At 68.0% G+C, this 14,382-nt stretch carries 14 protein-coding genes; 4 read left to right on the forward strand and 10 right to left on the reverse strand.

Features of this window, described 5'->3' with window-relative positions; all coding sequences use genetic code 11:
- A partial coding sequence (locus tag A5646_RS06015) for an HNH endonuclease signature motif containing protein (RefSeq protein ID WP_156765531.1) occupies positions 1–461 on the forward strand: 461 nt, incomplete at its 5' end.
- Positions 462–479: 18 nt separating this feature from the next.
- Here the strand turns inward: A5646_RS06015 and A5646_RS06020 are convergent.
- Complete coding sequence (locus A5646_RS06020; RefSeq protein ID WP_082984647.1) at positions 480–2,198, reverse strand: 3-ketosteroid-delta-1-dehydrogenase; 1,719 nt, start codon at positions 2,196–2,198, stop codon at positions 480–482.
- A 101-nt stretch (positions 2,199–2,299) separates the two neighbouring features.
- Between A5646_RS06020 and A5646_RS06025 the strand changes: the two genes are divergently transcribed.
- Both A5646_RS06025 and A5646_RS06030 read left to right on the forward strand, forming a co-directional pair.
- On the forward strand, positions 2,300–3,421 hold the full coding sequence (locus tag A5646_RS06025; protein WP_066869885.1) for a Rieske 2Fe-2S domain-containing protein: 1,122 nt from the start codon (positions 2,300–2,302) through the stop codon (positions 3,419–3,421).
- Entirely contained in the window at positions 3,421–3,702 is a 282-nt protein-coding gene (locus A5646_RS06030; RefSeq protein WP_066876260.1) for a ferredoxin, read from the forward strand. The genes A5646_RS06025 and A5646_RS06030 overlap by 1 nt, the downstream gene beginning before the upstream one ends.
- Positions 3,703–3,718: 16 nt before the next feature.
- Here A5646_RS06030 and A5646_RS06035 read toward each other — a convergent pair whose 3' ends face one another.
- From A5646_RS06035 to A5646_RS06075, 9 genes are all read right to left on the reverse strand, one after another.
- Positions 3,719–4,147: a nuclear transport factor 2 family protein gene (locus A5646_RS06035; protein ID WP_066869894.1), complete on the reverse strand. Its 429-nt coding sequence runs from the start codon at positions 4,145–4,147 to the stop codon at positions 3,719–3,721.
- Between the two features lie 16 nt (positions 4,148–4,163).
- Positions 4,164–4,946 (reverse strand): SDR family NAD(P)-dependent oxidoreductase, encoded by a 783-nt coding sequence (locus A5646_RS06040; RefSeq protein ID WP_067020569.1) that lies wholly within the window; start codon positions 4,944–4,946, stop codon positions 4,164–4,166.
- 17 nt (positions 4,947–4,963) lie between these two features.
- Positions 4,964–6,040, reverse strand: coding sequence for a hypothetical protein (locus A5646_RS06045; protein WP_067020572.1), 1,077 nt, complete (start codon positions 6,038–6,040; stop codon positions 4,964–4,966).
- Between the two features lie 44 nt (positions 6,041–6,084).
- Positions 6,085–7,068 (reverse strand): alpha/beta hydrolase, encoded by a 984-nt coding sequence (locus A5646_RS06050; RefSeq protein ID WP_066876257.1) that lies wholly within the window; start codon positions 7,066–7,068, stop codon positions 6,085–6,087.
- Positions 7,069–7,080: 12 nt separating this feature from the next.
- Positions 7,081–7,953 (reverse strand): SDR family oxidoreductase, encoded by an 873-nt coding sequence (locus tag A5646_RS06055; RefSeq protein ID WP_067020575.1) that lies wholly within the window; start codon positions 7,951–7,953, stop codon positions 7,081–7,083.
- Between the two features lie 2 nt (positions 7,954–7,955).
- Positions 7,956–8,435 (reverse strand): nuclear transport factor 2 family protein, encoded by a 480-nt coding sequence (locus A5646_RS06060; RefSeq protein ID WP_066869866.1) that lies wholly within the window; start codon positions 8,433–8,435, stop codon positions 7,956–7,958.
- 70 nt (positions 8,436–8,505) lie between these two features.
- Complete coding sequence (locus A5646_RS06065; RefSeq protein ID WP_067020578.1) at positions 8,506–9,531, reverse strand: acyl-CoA dehydrogenase family protein; 1,026 nt, start codon at positions 9,529–9,531, stop codon at positions 8,506–8,508.
- A complete protein-coding gene (locus tag A5646_RS06070) occupies positions 9,528–10,673 on the reverse strand; it encodes an acyl-CoA dehydrogenase family protein (protein WP_066869860.1) in 1,146 nt (381 codons plus the stop codon). Before A5646_RS06070 ends, A5646_RS06065 begins: the two co-directional genes overlap by 4 nt.
- 34 nt (positions 10,674–10,707) lie before the next feature.
- Positions 10,708–12,306: an acyl-CoA synthetase gene (locus A5646_RS06075; protein WP_082984648.1), complete on the reverse strand. Its 1,599-nt coding sequence runs from the start codon at positions 12,304–12,306 to the stop codon at positions 10,708–10,710.
- 93 nt (positions 12,307–12,399) lie between these two features.
- Here A5646_RS06075 and A5646_RS06080 point away from each other — a divergent pair.
- Positions 12,400–14,382: NAD(P)/FAD-dependent oxidoreductase (locus A5646_RS06080; RefSeq protein WP_231998250.1), on the forward strand; the 1,983-nt coding region annotated here is incomplete at its 3' end.

Here is a 14,382-nt window from a genome sequence, read left to right on the forward strand (position 1 = left end):
TGACCGGGGGCGGCACCCTGCTGCCGATGAGCGATGTCATCCGCCTGGCCCGCCACGCCCACCACTATTTGGCGATCTTCGACAACGGCAAGGCCCTGGCGCTCTATCACACCAAACGCCTCGCCTCACCCGGCCAACGAATCGTGTTGTACGCCAAGGACCGCGGCTGCAGCAGCCCCGGCTGCACCGTGGGCGGCTACTACTGCGAAGTCCACCACGTCACCGACTACAGCAAGTGCCACACCACCGACGTCAACAACCTCACCTTCGCCTGCGGCCCCCACCACCGCCTACTACGCCCCGGCGGCTGGACCACCCGCAAAAACACCCACGGCGACACCCAATGGATCCCACCCCCACACCTCGACACCGGCCAACCCCGCACCAACACCTTCCACCACCCCGAAAAGCTCCTGCGCGACGGAGACGACGACGAGGACGCCAGCCCGGGGTCGGAATGACCGCCGCACACGATGCGACTAGACCTGGTGGCCACCTGCCGCCCTGGCCGCCTCCCTGGCTGCGATGTAGCCATACACCAGCCCCTGCGCGATCGTCGCGCCGGCGCCCGGGTACGTCGTGCCGAACGCGTTGGCGGCGGTATTGCCGATGGCATACAACCCGGCGATCGCCGCGCCGTCCTCGCGCAGTACCCGCGCCCGCTCATCGGTCTTCAGTCCACCGCAGGTGCCCAGATCGGACAGCACCATCTTCACCGCGTAGAACGGGCCGTTGACCAACGGCCGCAGGTTCGGGTTCGGCTTCACGGTCGGGTCGCCGTAGTAGCGGTCGTAGGCGCTGCGACCGCGGCCGAAGTCGGGATCCGCACCGGCAGCGGCGTTTTGGTTGAAGCGGGTCATGGTCGCAAAGAACTCCGACACCTCAACACCCATCCGGGCGCCCAGGTCGGTGAGGTTGTCCGCGCGCACCGCGATGCCGGCGTCATACCACGTCTGCGGGATGCGCATCCGCGGAAAGAGTTCGGCGGCAAAGACGTAACTGTTGCGGTATTGCTGGTCGAAGACGATCCACATCGCCTCCACCGGGCTGCCCGAGCGCTCCAGCTGCAGCAATCGCTGCCCGAACGACATGTAGTCCGTCGCCTCGTTGGCGAACCGGCGCCCATGCTGATCCACGATCAGGCAGCCCGGCAGCGATCGCTCGGCCAGCATCACCGCCGGTGCCTTGCCGGGCAGCGGCGCGACCGCGGGGAACCACCACGCCTGGTCCCTCAGGTCGATGCCGGCGCCGATTTCCTGTCCCGCGCGGATCCCGTCGCCGGTGTTGGCGGCGGCGCCGAGGCTGAGGTTGGCGCCCAACGATTCCGATTGGAATTTCCAGCGCATGTCCATGCTGTGGTCGAAACCGCCGGTCGCCAGCACCACGCCGCGCCGCGCGGTGATCGTCACCTCGCGCCCGTCGTGCTCGACGACGGCGCCGGTCACGCGGTCGCCCTCGCGGGCGAGGCGCGCCAGCGCGGTGCCGGTCCACACCGGGATGCCGGCGCGCAGCACCCCGGTGAACAACCCGGCCATCAGGCCCTGTCCGCCCGCGGCGTAGCGCCGGCCCAGCAGGCGGCCGCCCACGCCCTGCGCCAGTCGCTTGCCGTAGGTGGGAATTCCCTTGCGCGGCATGCGGGCCACCAGGTTCATCCAGCGGTAGTCGGCGCCCGTCGTCGGCATCGGGACGGTGACCTCCATCAGGCCGGGCTCCAGCCGGGTGCGGTAGTCGCCGAGCTGCGAGGTGTCGAAGGGGCGGCATTCGCACGTGCGGCCGGCGGCGCTGCCGCCCGGTTCCTCGGGGTGGTAGTCGGAATAGTCGCGGGCCCAGAACAGCCGCAGCGGAGTGGTGCGGCGCAGCATGTCCACGGTCGCCGCCACGTGCGCGACGAACGCGGCGGACCGCTGCGGGGGCGCGGACCCCGCGACCACCGCGTCCAGGTAGGCGCCGGCGCGCTCGGCGGTGTCACCGGCGTTCGCCTGCGTCAGCACCGGGCTGGCCGGCAGCCACAGCGCACCACCCGAACGGGCGGTCGAGCCGCCCACGTACGAGGATTTCTCCACGATCAGCACCGACAGCCCCAACTCGTGGGCGGCCAGCGCCGCGGCCAAGCCCGTGCCGGACCCGACGACGAGCAGGTCGACGCAGGTGTCGGCCACGGGAAGCCCGGCGGGAATCGTCGCGCTGTGCGTCCTCACGCCCGCAACGGTAGGTCGCAACCTCGCCCGGCGGGACGAGCCATCCTGATCAGTGGAACAAGGGGTCCCGCGGGCGGGCCGCGGCGAGTTTAATCAGCCCTATGACGTCGCAAACCGAGGCCGACGAAGTCCGCCTGATCGAAGCGCAGGCCGCCCCGACGCGGTTCGCCCGCGGCTGGCACTGCCTGGGCCTGCTGAGGGATTTCGGGGACGGCAAGCCGCACGCGATCAACGCCTTCGGGCAGAAACTCGTCGTCTTCCGCAGCGCAGACGGCGCCATCAACGTGCTCGACAGCTACTGCCGGCACATGGGCGGCGACCTGTCCCAGGGCGAGGTCAAGGGCGACGAGATCGCCTGCCCGTTCCACGACTGGCGGTGGGGCGGCGACGGGCGCTGCAAGCAGGTGCCCTACAGCCGGCGCACCCCGAAACTGGCCCGCACGCAAGCCTGGACCACGCTGGAGCAGGACGGCATGTTGTTCGTCTGGAACGACCCGGAGCGCAAACCGCCGCCGCCGGAGGTGACGATCCCGCGCATCGAGGGCGCCACCAGCGACCAGTGGACCGACTGGCACTGGTACACCACGGTGGTGGGGAGCAATTGCCGCGAGATCATCGACAACGTCGTCGATATGGCGCATTTCTTCTACATTCACGGCTCGTTGCCGACGTACTTCAAGAACATCTTCGAGGGCCATGTGGCCACGCAGTACATGAACGGCGGAAGCCGGCCCGACATGGGTGGCACCGGATCGCAGATGCTGGGCACGACGTCCGTGGCGTCCTACTATGGCCCCTCGTTCATGATCGACGACCTGACCTATCACTACGAGCATGGCGACGCCAAGACCATCCTGATCAATTGCCACTATCCGATTGACTCGAATTCCTTTGTGCTGCAATACGGCATCATCGTCAAGAAGTCGGACACGCTGCCCGACGATCAGGCCATGCAGACCGCGATCACCCTTGGCGACTACGTCAAGCTCGGCTTCGAGCAGGACGTCGAGATCTGGCGGCATAAGGCCCGCATCGACAACCCGCTGCTGGTCGAAGAGGACGGTCCGGTCTATCAGCTGCGCCGCTGGTATCAGCAGTTCTACGTCGACGCCGCCGACGTGCAGCCAGACATGGTGGACCGCTTCGAGTTCGAGCTCGACACCACCCGCCCCTACGAGGCGTGGATGAAAGAGGTCGAGGCCAACATGGCGGCCCAGGCCTGATGTCTGCGGAACCGTTTCTGCGCGAGGACAATCGACTCGACCAGATGCCGATGGCGCCGGTGACGTGCCGCAACTGCGGTGCGCGGGTGCTGGCCCGCAAGAGCAGCTGGAACCAGACCAGCGTGCAGTGGGACGCAGGTGCTTCGGCGCGCTGCATCGAGCGCCGCGACGCCGACCGCCTGGCCGGCCATCACCGCGGGCCGTTCCTGGCCTGTGACGCGCTGCGGGAGTCGATCCAGTTCGCGGTGGCTACGGGAGAATTGGCGATCGTCGACGCCTGAGTGTCGGCGGCGGCCGTCACGCACCGAACACGTCGAGTGTTCCGACGTAAGCGCGGTTGGCCTTGATCCGTTTCGTCAAACACCACGATCCGTCCGGGCGGCGCCGCCACGTGTCGTGGTAGTCGCCGATGGTGTAGAACCGCGTCGTCGAATCAGCCGTCGCGTCCAGGTGCACATCGCGGACATAGGCGCGACTGGCCGCGGTGTCTCCTGTGACGTCGACGATGACGTTGCCCAAGAAATGTTGGGTGGGGCCGCACTTGTCGAGGAACTCGCGAATCAATCCGATGATCGCCGCGCGTCCTTGTAGCCGTCCCGTCCCGAGATCCCCTTGCGCATCCTCGGCGAGGATTTCGGCCATGACCGCCCAATCGCGGTCGTCCATGGCCCGGGCGAACCGGATCAGCGCGCGTTGCACGTCGCGCTCGTCGCATAGGTCCTGCAATCGATCAGCAACCATGTCAGGCGTGCGCGCCGCCGTCGACGCGAATCTCCGTGCCGGTGATGAACGCACCGTCGTCGGAGGCCACCATCGCGATCACCGACGCCACCGCGCTTGCGTCGCCGAGTATTTCGCTGTCTTTGCCGTGCAGCAGCGGAGTTTGCTTGGCCCACAGGCCGAGGTCATACCCCTGGGGCATCTTGTCCAGCGTGCTGTTGGCCAGTGCCGTCGAGACGCCGCCCGGTTGGATGTTGACCGCGCGCAGCCCCCGCTTGGAGTACTCCAGCGCCAGCGAGTGCGTGAAACTCAGGATGCCGCCCTTGCTGGCGGCGTAGGCGGCCATGTAGGGATGGGCGAACGATGCCGCGGTGGAGGTGAAGTTCACCACCACGCCGCGCCTGGATTCAAGCAGCGCCGGTAGCGCCTGGCGCGTCATCAGGAACGTGCCGGTCAGATTGACCGCCAGCGTCCGGTTCCAATCGGCCAGAGTGGTCTCATGAGTGTGCGAACAGGTCTGCACGGCAGCGACATTCACCAGTACCTCGAGGCCGCCCAAGTCGGCCACCGCGGTATCGACGGCGGCGATGACGTCCTCCTCGACCGAGATGTCCAGAACGGCGGTGGTGAGGCGATTGCCGCTGCCCGCGTCGTCGGCGGCGGCCGCCGTGCGGGTCAACCCGTCCGCGGCGATGTCGTAGGCGACGACGGTGGCCCCCTCGTCGAGCAGGCGCGCCACCGTGGCCTGCCCGATGCCGGAGCCGGCGCCCGTGACGATGACCCGCCGATCGGCGAAACGATCCATCAGTGCGGCCCTTTTCGTCATGCCGGCTGGAGGGCGCTGACCGGGGCGTCCTCCGGGTACACGGCAGGGCCGCCCAGGTCGTAGGCGGCGTTGAGCGCGCTGATGAACGCCGGATCGTGCAGCGGTTCGCTGGGGATGTCGAGCGTGACGCCCTTGGTCTTGAGGTCGTCGACCATGATGTCGATGGCCTTCGCGACGGTCAGGTCATCCGAACCGTCCATGTTCTTTTTCAGCTCGTCGTAGTCGGCGAACACTTCGGCCGACCAGTGCACCAGGAACCGGAGTTCGTCGGTGTGATGCCGGGCGATCACGTCCGCGCCGTTCTTCAGCAACCAATGCTCGCGGCTGGCGGGGTCCCCGGCGAACACGGTGTCGAAGCCCAGGCCTGCCGGAACCTGTTGATCCAGAGGGCCATTCGCCTCACCACGGTGCACCATCATCTCGTTTTGCACCACCACGCCGCGGTTGTTGATCGGGGGCAGGATGCGTTGCGGCGCTTTGAGCGGTCCGTGCGGCCAGTACGTGAAGCCGCTGCCGGCGTCGAGGGAGAACCAGGTGATGACCTGTGCCATCTTGATCAGGTAGTCGCCGAACAGACCCGACTTACCCATGACGCTGGTCAGCCATGTCGGGGCGTTTTCGTGGCGCACGCCGCGGAAGCTCGGCGAATCCAGGTGGCCGGGATCGCGGTTGGCGCACGGGCCATTGATGTTGAACAGCATCAACTGTGGCTTGGCGTATTCGGCGTTCCAGTAGCTCTTGGCCATCTCCAGGAACCGCTCGTTGTAGAAGCAGTCGTGCAGTTGCGGGTAGAGCACCGCGCCGTAGTTGGCGAGGTAACCGCGGAACGTCGGCGTCAGGAACAAATCGAGCGAGGGGGTGAACCCTTCGGGAAACATGCCGCTCATCGTCGCCATCAACTCGTCGGCCGACGCGAAGTGCTGGGCGATGATCAGTCGCCAGGGGCCTTCGGTGCGCACCACGTCGAGTAGGCGCTCACGCTGGTCGTCGGTGTACACGTTGTCGATCTCGCGGGGCGGCCCCGCCGGCCGCAACGCGTCGGAAAGCTCCATCCGGCGCTCGTCGGTGAGCATCAGCTGTCTCCTTTACGGTCAGGGTCGGTTGATTGTGCGCAGCGCTATCGCGATGCGGCGGACCGCTGTCCGGTGATCGGGACGTCAAACCGAAGCGGATTCGCGAACTTGGCCCGCAGCAGCGCTCCGATCTCCGCGACGGCCAGCCGGCCCCGCGCGGTCGCGTCCGAGCGCATCAGAAAGCCGTGGTACATGCCGGGATAACGAGTGACGGTGGTCTGCACGCCGGCGTCGCGGAGCCGGTCCGCGTAGCGCTCACCCCAGTCCCGGATGGGGTCGCAGCCTCCGGTGACCACGATCGCCGGCGGTAGGCCCGAGAGGTCGGCCGCATACGCCGGGACCAGATACGGGTCGGTGGGCGGCCCGGCACCGGCGTCGACCAGCTCGTGCATGTAGTCGATGTCGTCGCGGGTGAGCAGCGGCGCGTCGGGCATCGAAGTGACTGAGGCAACGGTCATGTCGCGGTCCAAGCCGGGATACAGCAGCGCCTGCGCGCAGATGGGCGGTCCGTGGCGATCGCGCGCGGCCAAGGCAACCGCCGCCGCGAGCGAGCCACCGGCACTGTCGCCGATCACCGCGAGCCGGTCGGCGTCGACGCGCAATTCGCCGGCGTTGCGCGACACCCACTCGGTGGCGGCGTAGGCGTCGTCGAACTGCGCGGGCGGCGCTGCCTCCGGGGCCAGCCGGTAGTCCACGGCCACGACGGTGGCCGCTGACGCCGCGGCGAGCTCACGCGCCAGCGGCTCGAACGAGTGGTTGGATCCCATCACCAGTCCGCCCCCGTGCAGATACACCAAGACCGGCGCGTCGGAAACCGTTGTGGGACGGTAGATCCGGACGGGGATGCCACCGGCGGCGCCCGGCGCGAGCGTCTCGGTGACGCCGGCCATCTCGGGCATCGTCTCGGGCAGCGGCGCGGACTCCAGCCCGGCACGCAGCGCCGCCAGACTCCGTTGCCGCATCGAAGCGATCTCGCCGAACGAGGCGACCCGGGCGGCCGCGTCGGGATCCAGTGCGTAGCAGGTCATGTCGTCGTCACGTCAGGGCGCCTCGGTGCTGAACCGCGTCTCGGTTCGCAGTCGTGGGGGCCGTTGCGCGGCAAGTACGTTGGCCCGCTCGGCCATCGCCGCACCGACGCTGTCCGGATGGGTGTGCAGGTAGAACCGGCCCTGCGCGGATTGCCGAAAGATCGCCTCGGCGGCCTCCAGCGGATCCATGGACGCGGCCTTGATGCCGAGCATGCTCGACCGGTGGGTTTCGGCGGCGGCCGCGTCACTGGCCGCCCCCGGATCGACGCCGCCGGCGGACTCGAAGATGTTGGAGCGCACCGGCCCGGGCAGCACGGCCTGGACCTGAATGTGATGGTCGTGTCCGGTGGCCTGCACCTCGAGATGCAGGCACTCGGTCAAGGACAGCACCGCGTGCTTGCTCACGATGTAGGGCGTCTGCAGCGGCATCGCCACCACCGCGCCCACCGATGCGATGTTCCACACCCAGGCCTGTTCGTCGGCGGCCATCATCTTGGGCAGAAACGCGCGCACGCCGTAAAAGACACCGCTGACGTTGACGTCCATCACGCGCTGCCAGTTGGTCACCGGGGTGTCCCACAGGTAGCCGAACTGTTCGATGCCCGCGTTGTTCACCAGCAGGCGCACCGGACCGACGTCGTGATAGGTGCGGTCGGCGAGGTCCTGCACGGCGCCGGGATCGCGCACGTCACAGATGACGTCGTGGGCCGCGCCGCCTCCCGCGGACAGTTCGTCGCGCAGCGCGGCGACGGCGTTCCCGTCGATGTCGGCCAGCACCACCGTCATGCCCAGCCGGCGGGCGTACCGGGCCAGGCCGGCGCCGATACCGGATCCGGCGCCGGTGATCACCGCGATTCCGCCCCCGAAGGCCTGCTGTGCGTTCATTGCTATGAGCCGGTGCGGCTTTCGGCGTGCAGTTCCGCGAGGAGCACCGAGTTGGTGGCGTCCAGAATCACGTCCATCTCGCTGAACTGAAGCCCGTCGGCGCCGCGCCGGACGCCGACGTTGACCACCCCGCTGGACACCGCGAACGGCACGAAGTCGGCGATCTGGTTGACGAAGATGTAGAACCGGGCGCGGGTGACATCCCCGTCAGAGCCGGTGCGGTGCAGGTTGGTAGCGTGATGGCGCAACGGGTACGGGCTCTGCTTGCGGTGCTCCGACAGCCATTCCAGCACCGCGTCGCGACCGGTGAGCTCCGGTGACATCAGTTCTTCGAAAGGGCTTGCGCCGGAATCGCTTCGGGTCAGGTAGCGCACGTCCTCGGCGTAGCTCGCCGCCAGCGCGTCGTAGTCGGCCTCGTCGTAGTGGTACCAGAAGGACGCGATGAACTCCTGCAATTCCGGCAGCGTGATGTCGTTGCTCATGGCGTCAGTCAACTCCGGGATGCCCTCGCCGACACCTCGGATGCCCGGTCAGTGGAACACGGTGTGGGGTTCAGCCGGTGATGAGGCCCCACAGGTCACCGGCGCTCGCGTACAGCGCGGCGTCGGTGACCTGTTCGTCCCAATACCGCAGCGAGCCGAACTCCGAACGCCAGGCCAGCGCCGCCCGGGTGAATTCGTGCAGGCGGTGCTCACGGGTGGTGCCGATCGCGCCGTGTACCTGGTGGGCGTTGCGCACCACCACCGACGTCGCGTGGCCGGCGCACGACCGCGCCGCGGCGACAAGGAAATTCAGGTTGGGTGTCGACCATGCACCGACGACCGCGGCGTGCAGCGCGGCCTCGGTCGCCGCTCGGGCGAGCGCGGCCTCCGCGGCGATATCGGCGATGAGGTTCTGCACGGCCTGGAATTTGGACAGGGGGCGGCCGAACTGGACCCGTGCCCTCACGTGCTCGACGCACATCTGCAGGATCCGGTCCAAGGCGGCACTGACTTGGATGGACCGCACCAGGGCGCCTTTCAGCCGCAGCTGGGTGAGCACGGCCGCGGTGACGGGGACGCCTTGCAGGCTCGCCGGGTCGGCGACCACCGTGTCGCGAGGCTCGCCGATCAGGTTGGTGCCCGGGGTGATCGTGAGTCGGCCGGCGGCGACGTCGGCGACGTGGCGTCCACCCTCGGCTCGCCAGACGACCACGATCCGGTCGGCCGAGGCGGCCCACGGCACCTCGGTCGCGCCGCCCTGGTTGTCGAGCACACACACGGTCCGAACCGCGCCGTCGGTGGGTATTCCGCTGGTTTCCAGCAGCCAGCATGCTAATAAATCGTGTTCTGCCAACGGGATTCGGACACCGTGCTCAACCGCCGCGGCCAGGAGTTCGGCCGCTTCATACCAGCCGGCCCCGCTGCCGCCGCGCTGCTCCGGACCGGTCAGGCGTACCAGGCCGAGCTCGTCGAGGTGCCGCCACAGGTCCGGATCCCGCCGGATCGGTGTGGTGGGCGGATGCTTGTCACGATGATCGGCGAAGACCGCGCGCATCATGTCGACGAGTGCCCCGTCGACCGGCGGCCCGGCGCTCATCGCATGCCCAATCCGCGCGCGATGACGCCGCGCAGGATCTCGTTGGTGCCGCCGCGCAGCGTGAAGCCGGGCCGCTGATCCACGGACTGGCGTGCCAGGTGGGCGTACAGCGGATCGGGGGAGTCCAGCGAATCCGCGAATTCCGCGATGTCGCCTTCGGTGACGGTGCCCAGCACCTTGACCACGGCGGCGGGTAGGTCCGCGGGCTCGTGTCGTTCCAGCGCACCGGCCACCGCGGTGGACATCTGATGCAGGCCGGCAACGCGCGCCACCAGTCGCCCCAGGTCCGGATCGCGGGGAATGGTGTTGGCCGCCATGCGATCCGCGCAGGCCGCCAGCAGGACAAACGTGGAAAGGAACCGCTCGGGTCCGCTGCGTTCGAAGGCGAGCTCGGAGGTCACCTGCTGCCAGCCGTTGCCGATCTCACCGAACACCATGGCGTCGGGGACGAACGCCGAATCCAGGACGACTTCGTTGAAGTGGTGGGCGCCGTTCATCGATACGATCGGCCGGATCTCGATGCCGGGCTCGCGCAGGTCGACGATGAACTGGCTCAGTCCGGCGTGCCGATGCGCCGGGTCCACCGGCGCGGTGCGTGCCAGCACGATGAACGCGTGCGCGAGGTGGGCGCCCGAAGTCCAGACCTTCGTGCCGGTCAGTGACCAGCCGCCGTCGACGCGGGTCGCGCGGGTGCGCACGCTGGCCAGATCGGAGCCCGAGTCCGGCTCACTCATCCCGATGGCGAAGTAGCACTCGCCGCGCACGATGCGGGGCAGGAACTTTCGCTTCTGTTCTTCGGTGCCGTATTTGAGCAGCGAGGGCACGATCTGGCGGTCGGCGATCCAGTGCGCGGCCACCGGCGCGCCCGCCGCGAGCAGTTCCCCGGTGACGACGAATCGCTCGATGAAAGAGCGCCCGTGTCCGCCGTATTCGGGCGGCACCGTCATGCCCAGCCAGCCACGCCCGGCGAGCGCGGCGGTGAAGGTCTCGTCCCACCCCGTCAGCCAGGCATCGACCGACGGGGTGAACGCGCCCGCCGCCAGTTGATCGGCGAGGAAGTCGCGCACCTCGTCGCGCAACTCTTCGGTCGTAGCGGCGTCGGTGCTGGCGGGTGGCACCAGACGCGGCAGAGGTGAGCTCATGTGGGCAACTGTAGTGAGCAGCGCTGCTTCGAGATCAACTGAACGCGTGCTGCTCGACACCGAAGCGCTCCCGCAGCAGCCGTTTGAGCAGTTTTCCGCTGGGGTTCTTGGGCAGCGCATCCACCAAGAAGACACGTTTGGGTGCCTTGAATCCGGCCAGGTGCGCGCGACAGTGAGACAACAGTTCGTCCTCGGTGAGGGTGGTGCCGTCGCGCGGAACGACGGCGGCCGCCACCGCCTCCACCCACACCGGGTGGGGCAGGCCGAACACGGCGACTTCGTGGACTCCGTTGTGGCGGTACAAAACTTCCTCGACCTCGCGGCTGGCCACGTTCTCGCCACCGGTCTTGATCATGTCCTTCTTGCGGTCGACGACGTGCAGCAGTCCGTGTTCGTCGTAGTAGCCGAGGTCACCGGAGTGGAACCAGCCGCCCTTGAACGCCGCCGCGGTGCGTTCCGGGTCGTTGAGGTAGCCCGACGTCAAATGCGGGCTGCGGTGGGCGATCTCGCCGACCACCCCGGCGGGGAGGGGGTTGTCGTCGTCGTCGAGGATCACCGTTTCCACGTTGAGCACCGGCCGACCGGCCGATCCGCCGTGGGCATCCTGCTCGTCGGGACCCAAAGCGCAGGCCAGCGGGGCCATCTCGGTCTGGCCGTAGAAGTTCCACAGCCGCAGGTTGGGCAGCCGCTCGCGGATCTCGCGCAGGATTTCCGCGGGCATCGCCGAGGCGCCGTAGTAGCCCTTGCGCAGGCTGGACAGGTCCACCCGGTCGAAGACCGGTGAGCGCAGCAGCGAGATCCACACGGTCGGGGGAGCGAAATAGTTGGTGACGCGGTAGCGCTCGATCGTGCGCAGCACCGCTTCGGGATCGGGGCGCGGCAGGATGATGCTGGTCGCGCCGAGGTAGACATCCGTGGCCAGGAAGTTGTCCAGCTGAGCACAGTGATACAGCGGCAGCGAATGGATTTCGACGTCGTCGTGCGACATTTCGCCGGCGACGATCGTGCTGACGTACTGCCACATCAGGCTGCGGCTGGTGTGGATGGCGGCCTTGGGGCGCGATTCGGTGCCGCTGGTGTACATCAGCCGCACTGGCTGGTCGTCGTCGATGTGCGGGTTCGGGACCGATGCGTCGGTCGTCAGCCACTGGGCGAAGTCCGCCCACCCGGGCACGCCCCGGTGTCCCCTCGGCACCAGGGCGACTTTGCTTCTGACCACGCCGCCTCGCCGAATCGCCTGTTCGGCGGTCGGCGTCAGATCTGCTTCGACGACCAAGCCGCCGACCCGACTGTGCTCGAGGATGTAGGCGATCTCCTCGGCGGTCAGCATGAAGTTGATCGGGACCAAGACCACTCCCGCGCGCGCCGTCGCGAACGCCAGCACGGCGTACTGCCAGCAGTTGCGGGACAAGAGGCCTAATCGGCTCCCGGGCCCAAAACCGCTGTCGTGCAACGCCGCCGCGGTCCGGTCCACCAGGCCGTCGAATTCGGCGAAGGTCAGCACGATGTCGTCGTCGATGATCGCGATCTTGTGCGGGTGCCGGCGGGCCGATCGCCGGGGAATATCGCCGAGGCCGTGGCTACGTGCCCGTTCGATCATGACGTCGAGGTCATCGGACTGCATGCCGGTCACGGTAAGCGTCAACGCCCGCAACCGGGTCGTCCACGTCCCGCTGAGTAGGCAGGGGCCTCCCAAGCGGGCTGGACCGCACCGATACTCGCTGGCATGAGCACTGGTGTCCCCGTCACGACCGAGAACGCCGGATTGGCGGGCTCCGATCCCCACGACGTCGGCGAGTTGCGGGCCAACCTGCGTGAGGCCGATCCAGGGGTGCTCGTCGCCGTGTTGGCGCAGCTGACCGGGGACCCGACCGTCGCCGCTCGGTTCGGGCCGAAAATCACCCATGTGCCCAACCCGCCGGAGCAGGCGGGCGTCACCGATCCGGAGACGGCCGCTCGGCTCATCGACGAGATCGTCACCGCACTGGGGGCACCGCGCCGAGCGGGCGCGCTACCCGCCGACGACCTCGACCTGTTCGCTCGCGTGGCGCCCACCGCGCTGGGCGGAGAGGTCGGCCCGGAGTATCTCGGACTGCTCCTCGAGCAGAGCGGGTTCCAGGCCTCCCAACCCGTACTTCCGCGCACCGCGAAACTTCCGGCGGGTTTCCGGGTCGTCATCATCGGCGCGGGCATCGCCGGCATCACCGCGGCGCTCGCCTGCGCGGACGCCGGCATCGAGTACCTGATCATCGAGCGAAACGACGAGGTGGGCGGCACCTGGTACACCACCAGGTATCCCGGAATCGGGGTGGATACGCCCTCGGCGTATTACTCGCTGTCGCGCGACATCAACGGCGACTGGTCGAGCTATTACCCGCAGGGTGCGGAATATCAGGCCTACCTGGTATCGGTGGCGAACAAGAACGACCTGCGCAAGCACATCCGATTCGGCGCCGTGGTCGAAGCGTTGCGGTGGCAGGAGCGACGCCGGCAATGGCAGATCCACTCCGTCGGGCCGGACGGAACACGCAACGTCGATTATGCGAACGTGGTGATTCCGGCCGCCGGCTATCTCAATCGGCCGCGCTGGCCGGATCTGGCTGGGCGCGAAAGGTTCTCGGGAATCTCCATCCATTCCGCGCAGTGGGACCCGGAGCTGGATCTCGCGGGTAAGCGGGTCGCGATCATCGGAGCCGGTTGCACCGCGGTCCAGATCGTCGATGCCTGCGTGGACCGGGTCGCGCACCTGACGGTGTTCCAACGCCAGCCGCACTGGGTCGCACCGCGGCGGCGGGCCTCCGACGACGTCCCCGCCCACCAGCGCTGGCTGTGCACCCGACTGCCGCACTACGCCAACTGGATTCGGCTCAAGTCCTACTGGGGAACATCGGACAACAACTATCCGGTCATCCTGCATGATCCGCAGTGGGCGGCCGAACACCTGTCGATTTCGCCGGCCAACGACGTGTTGCTGCAGATGTGTCTGGATTACATCGATCGCGTGTTCGGCGCGGACAGCGACCTCGCCCGCAAGGTCACGCCCGACTTCGCCCCCTACGGCAAACGGATCATCCGCGATCCCGGCGGCTACTACGCGGCGCTGGCCCGCGAGCACGTGGACGTCGAGGCCGGCGAACCGGCCCGGGTCAACGAGGCCGGAATCGTCACGGCCGACGGTCGGCAACTCGACCTGGACGTCATCGTCTACGCCACCGGCTACCACCTGGATTTCCTTTCCACCGTGGATATCCGGGGCCGCGAGGGCAAAAAGCTGACCGACGAGTGGGGCAACGCCCCCCGGGCCTATCGGGGCGGGATGGTGCCCGGATTCCCGAATTTGTTCATCTCGTCTGCCCCCAACTACAGCCCAGGACACGGCGCCGGCCACAACTTCGGTGTCGAGGTGATGGTGCATTACGTGATGGAATGCCTGCAGTTGATGGCGCTGCGGCAGGCCTCCGCCGTGGAGGTGACGCGGCGCGCCTACGAGAGCTACGTCGCGAGCGTCGATGCGGCCATGGCGGGCACCGTGTGGTGCCACACCCCGTCGGCGCACGGTGGTCGCGCCAGAAGTCGACGAGGCGGTATGGGAAGGCGGTCACGATCCGGCCTCCACCCGAGCGATAGTAGGTGTGCGCCGACGGGGTGTGGCACCACACGGTGCCCGCCATGGCCGCATCGACGCTCGCGACGTAGCTCTCGTAGGCGC

Origin of the sequence: Mycobacterium sp. 1245499.0 (genome assembly GCF_001673615.1) — a bacterium.
Classification (GTDB): Bacteria; Actinomycetota; Actinomycetes; order Mycobacteriales; family Mycobacteriaceae; genus Mycobacterium; species Mycobacterium europaeum_A.

What these genes read in the sequence shown, in the direction of transcription:
- A5646_RS06025 (WP_066869885.1), top strand. Translation starts at nt 2,300, where the DNA reads ATGACGTCGCAAACCGAGGCCGACGAAGTCCGCCTGATCGAAGCGCAG.
- A5646_RS06030 (WP_066876260.1), top strand. Translation starts at nt 3,421, where the DNA reads ATGTCTGCGGAACCGTTTCTGCGCGAGGACAATCGACTCGACCAGATG.
- A5646_RS06040 (WP_067020569.1), bottom strand. Translation starts at nt 4,946, where the DNA reads ATGGATCGTTTCGCCGATCGGCGGGTCATCGTCACGGGCGCCGGCTCC.
- A5646_RS06045 (WP_067020572.1), bottom strand. Translation starts at nt 6,040, where the DNA reads ATGCTCACCGACGAGCGCCGGATGGAGCTTTCCGACGCGTTGCGGCCG.
- A5646_RS06050 (WP_066876257.1), bottom strand. Translation starts at nt 7,068, where the DNA reads ATGACCTGCTACGCACTGGATCCCGACGCGGCCGCCCGGGTCGCCTCG.
- A5646_RS06055 (WP_067020575.1), bottom strand. Translation starts at nt 7,953, where the DNA reads ATGAACGCACAGCAGGCCTTCGGGGGCGGAATCGCGGTGATCACCGGC.
- A5646_RS06060 (WP_066869866.1), bottom strand. Translation starts at nt 8,435, where the DNA reads ATGAGCAACGACATCACGCTGCCGGAATTGCAGGAGTTCATCGCGTCC.
- A5646_RS06065 (WP_067020578.1), bottom strand. Translation starts at nt 9,531, where the DNA reads ATGAGCGCCGGGCCGCCGGTCGACGGGGCACTCGTCGACATGATGCGC.
- A5646_RS06070 (WP_066869860.1), bottom strand. Translation starts at nt 10,673, where the DNA reads ATGAGCTCACCTCTGCCGCGTCTGGTGCCACCCGCCAGCACCGACGCC.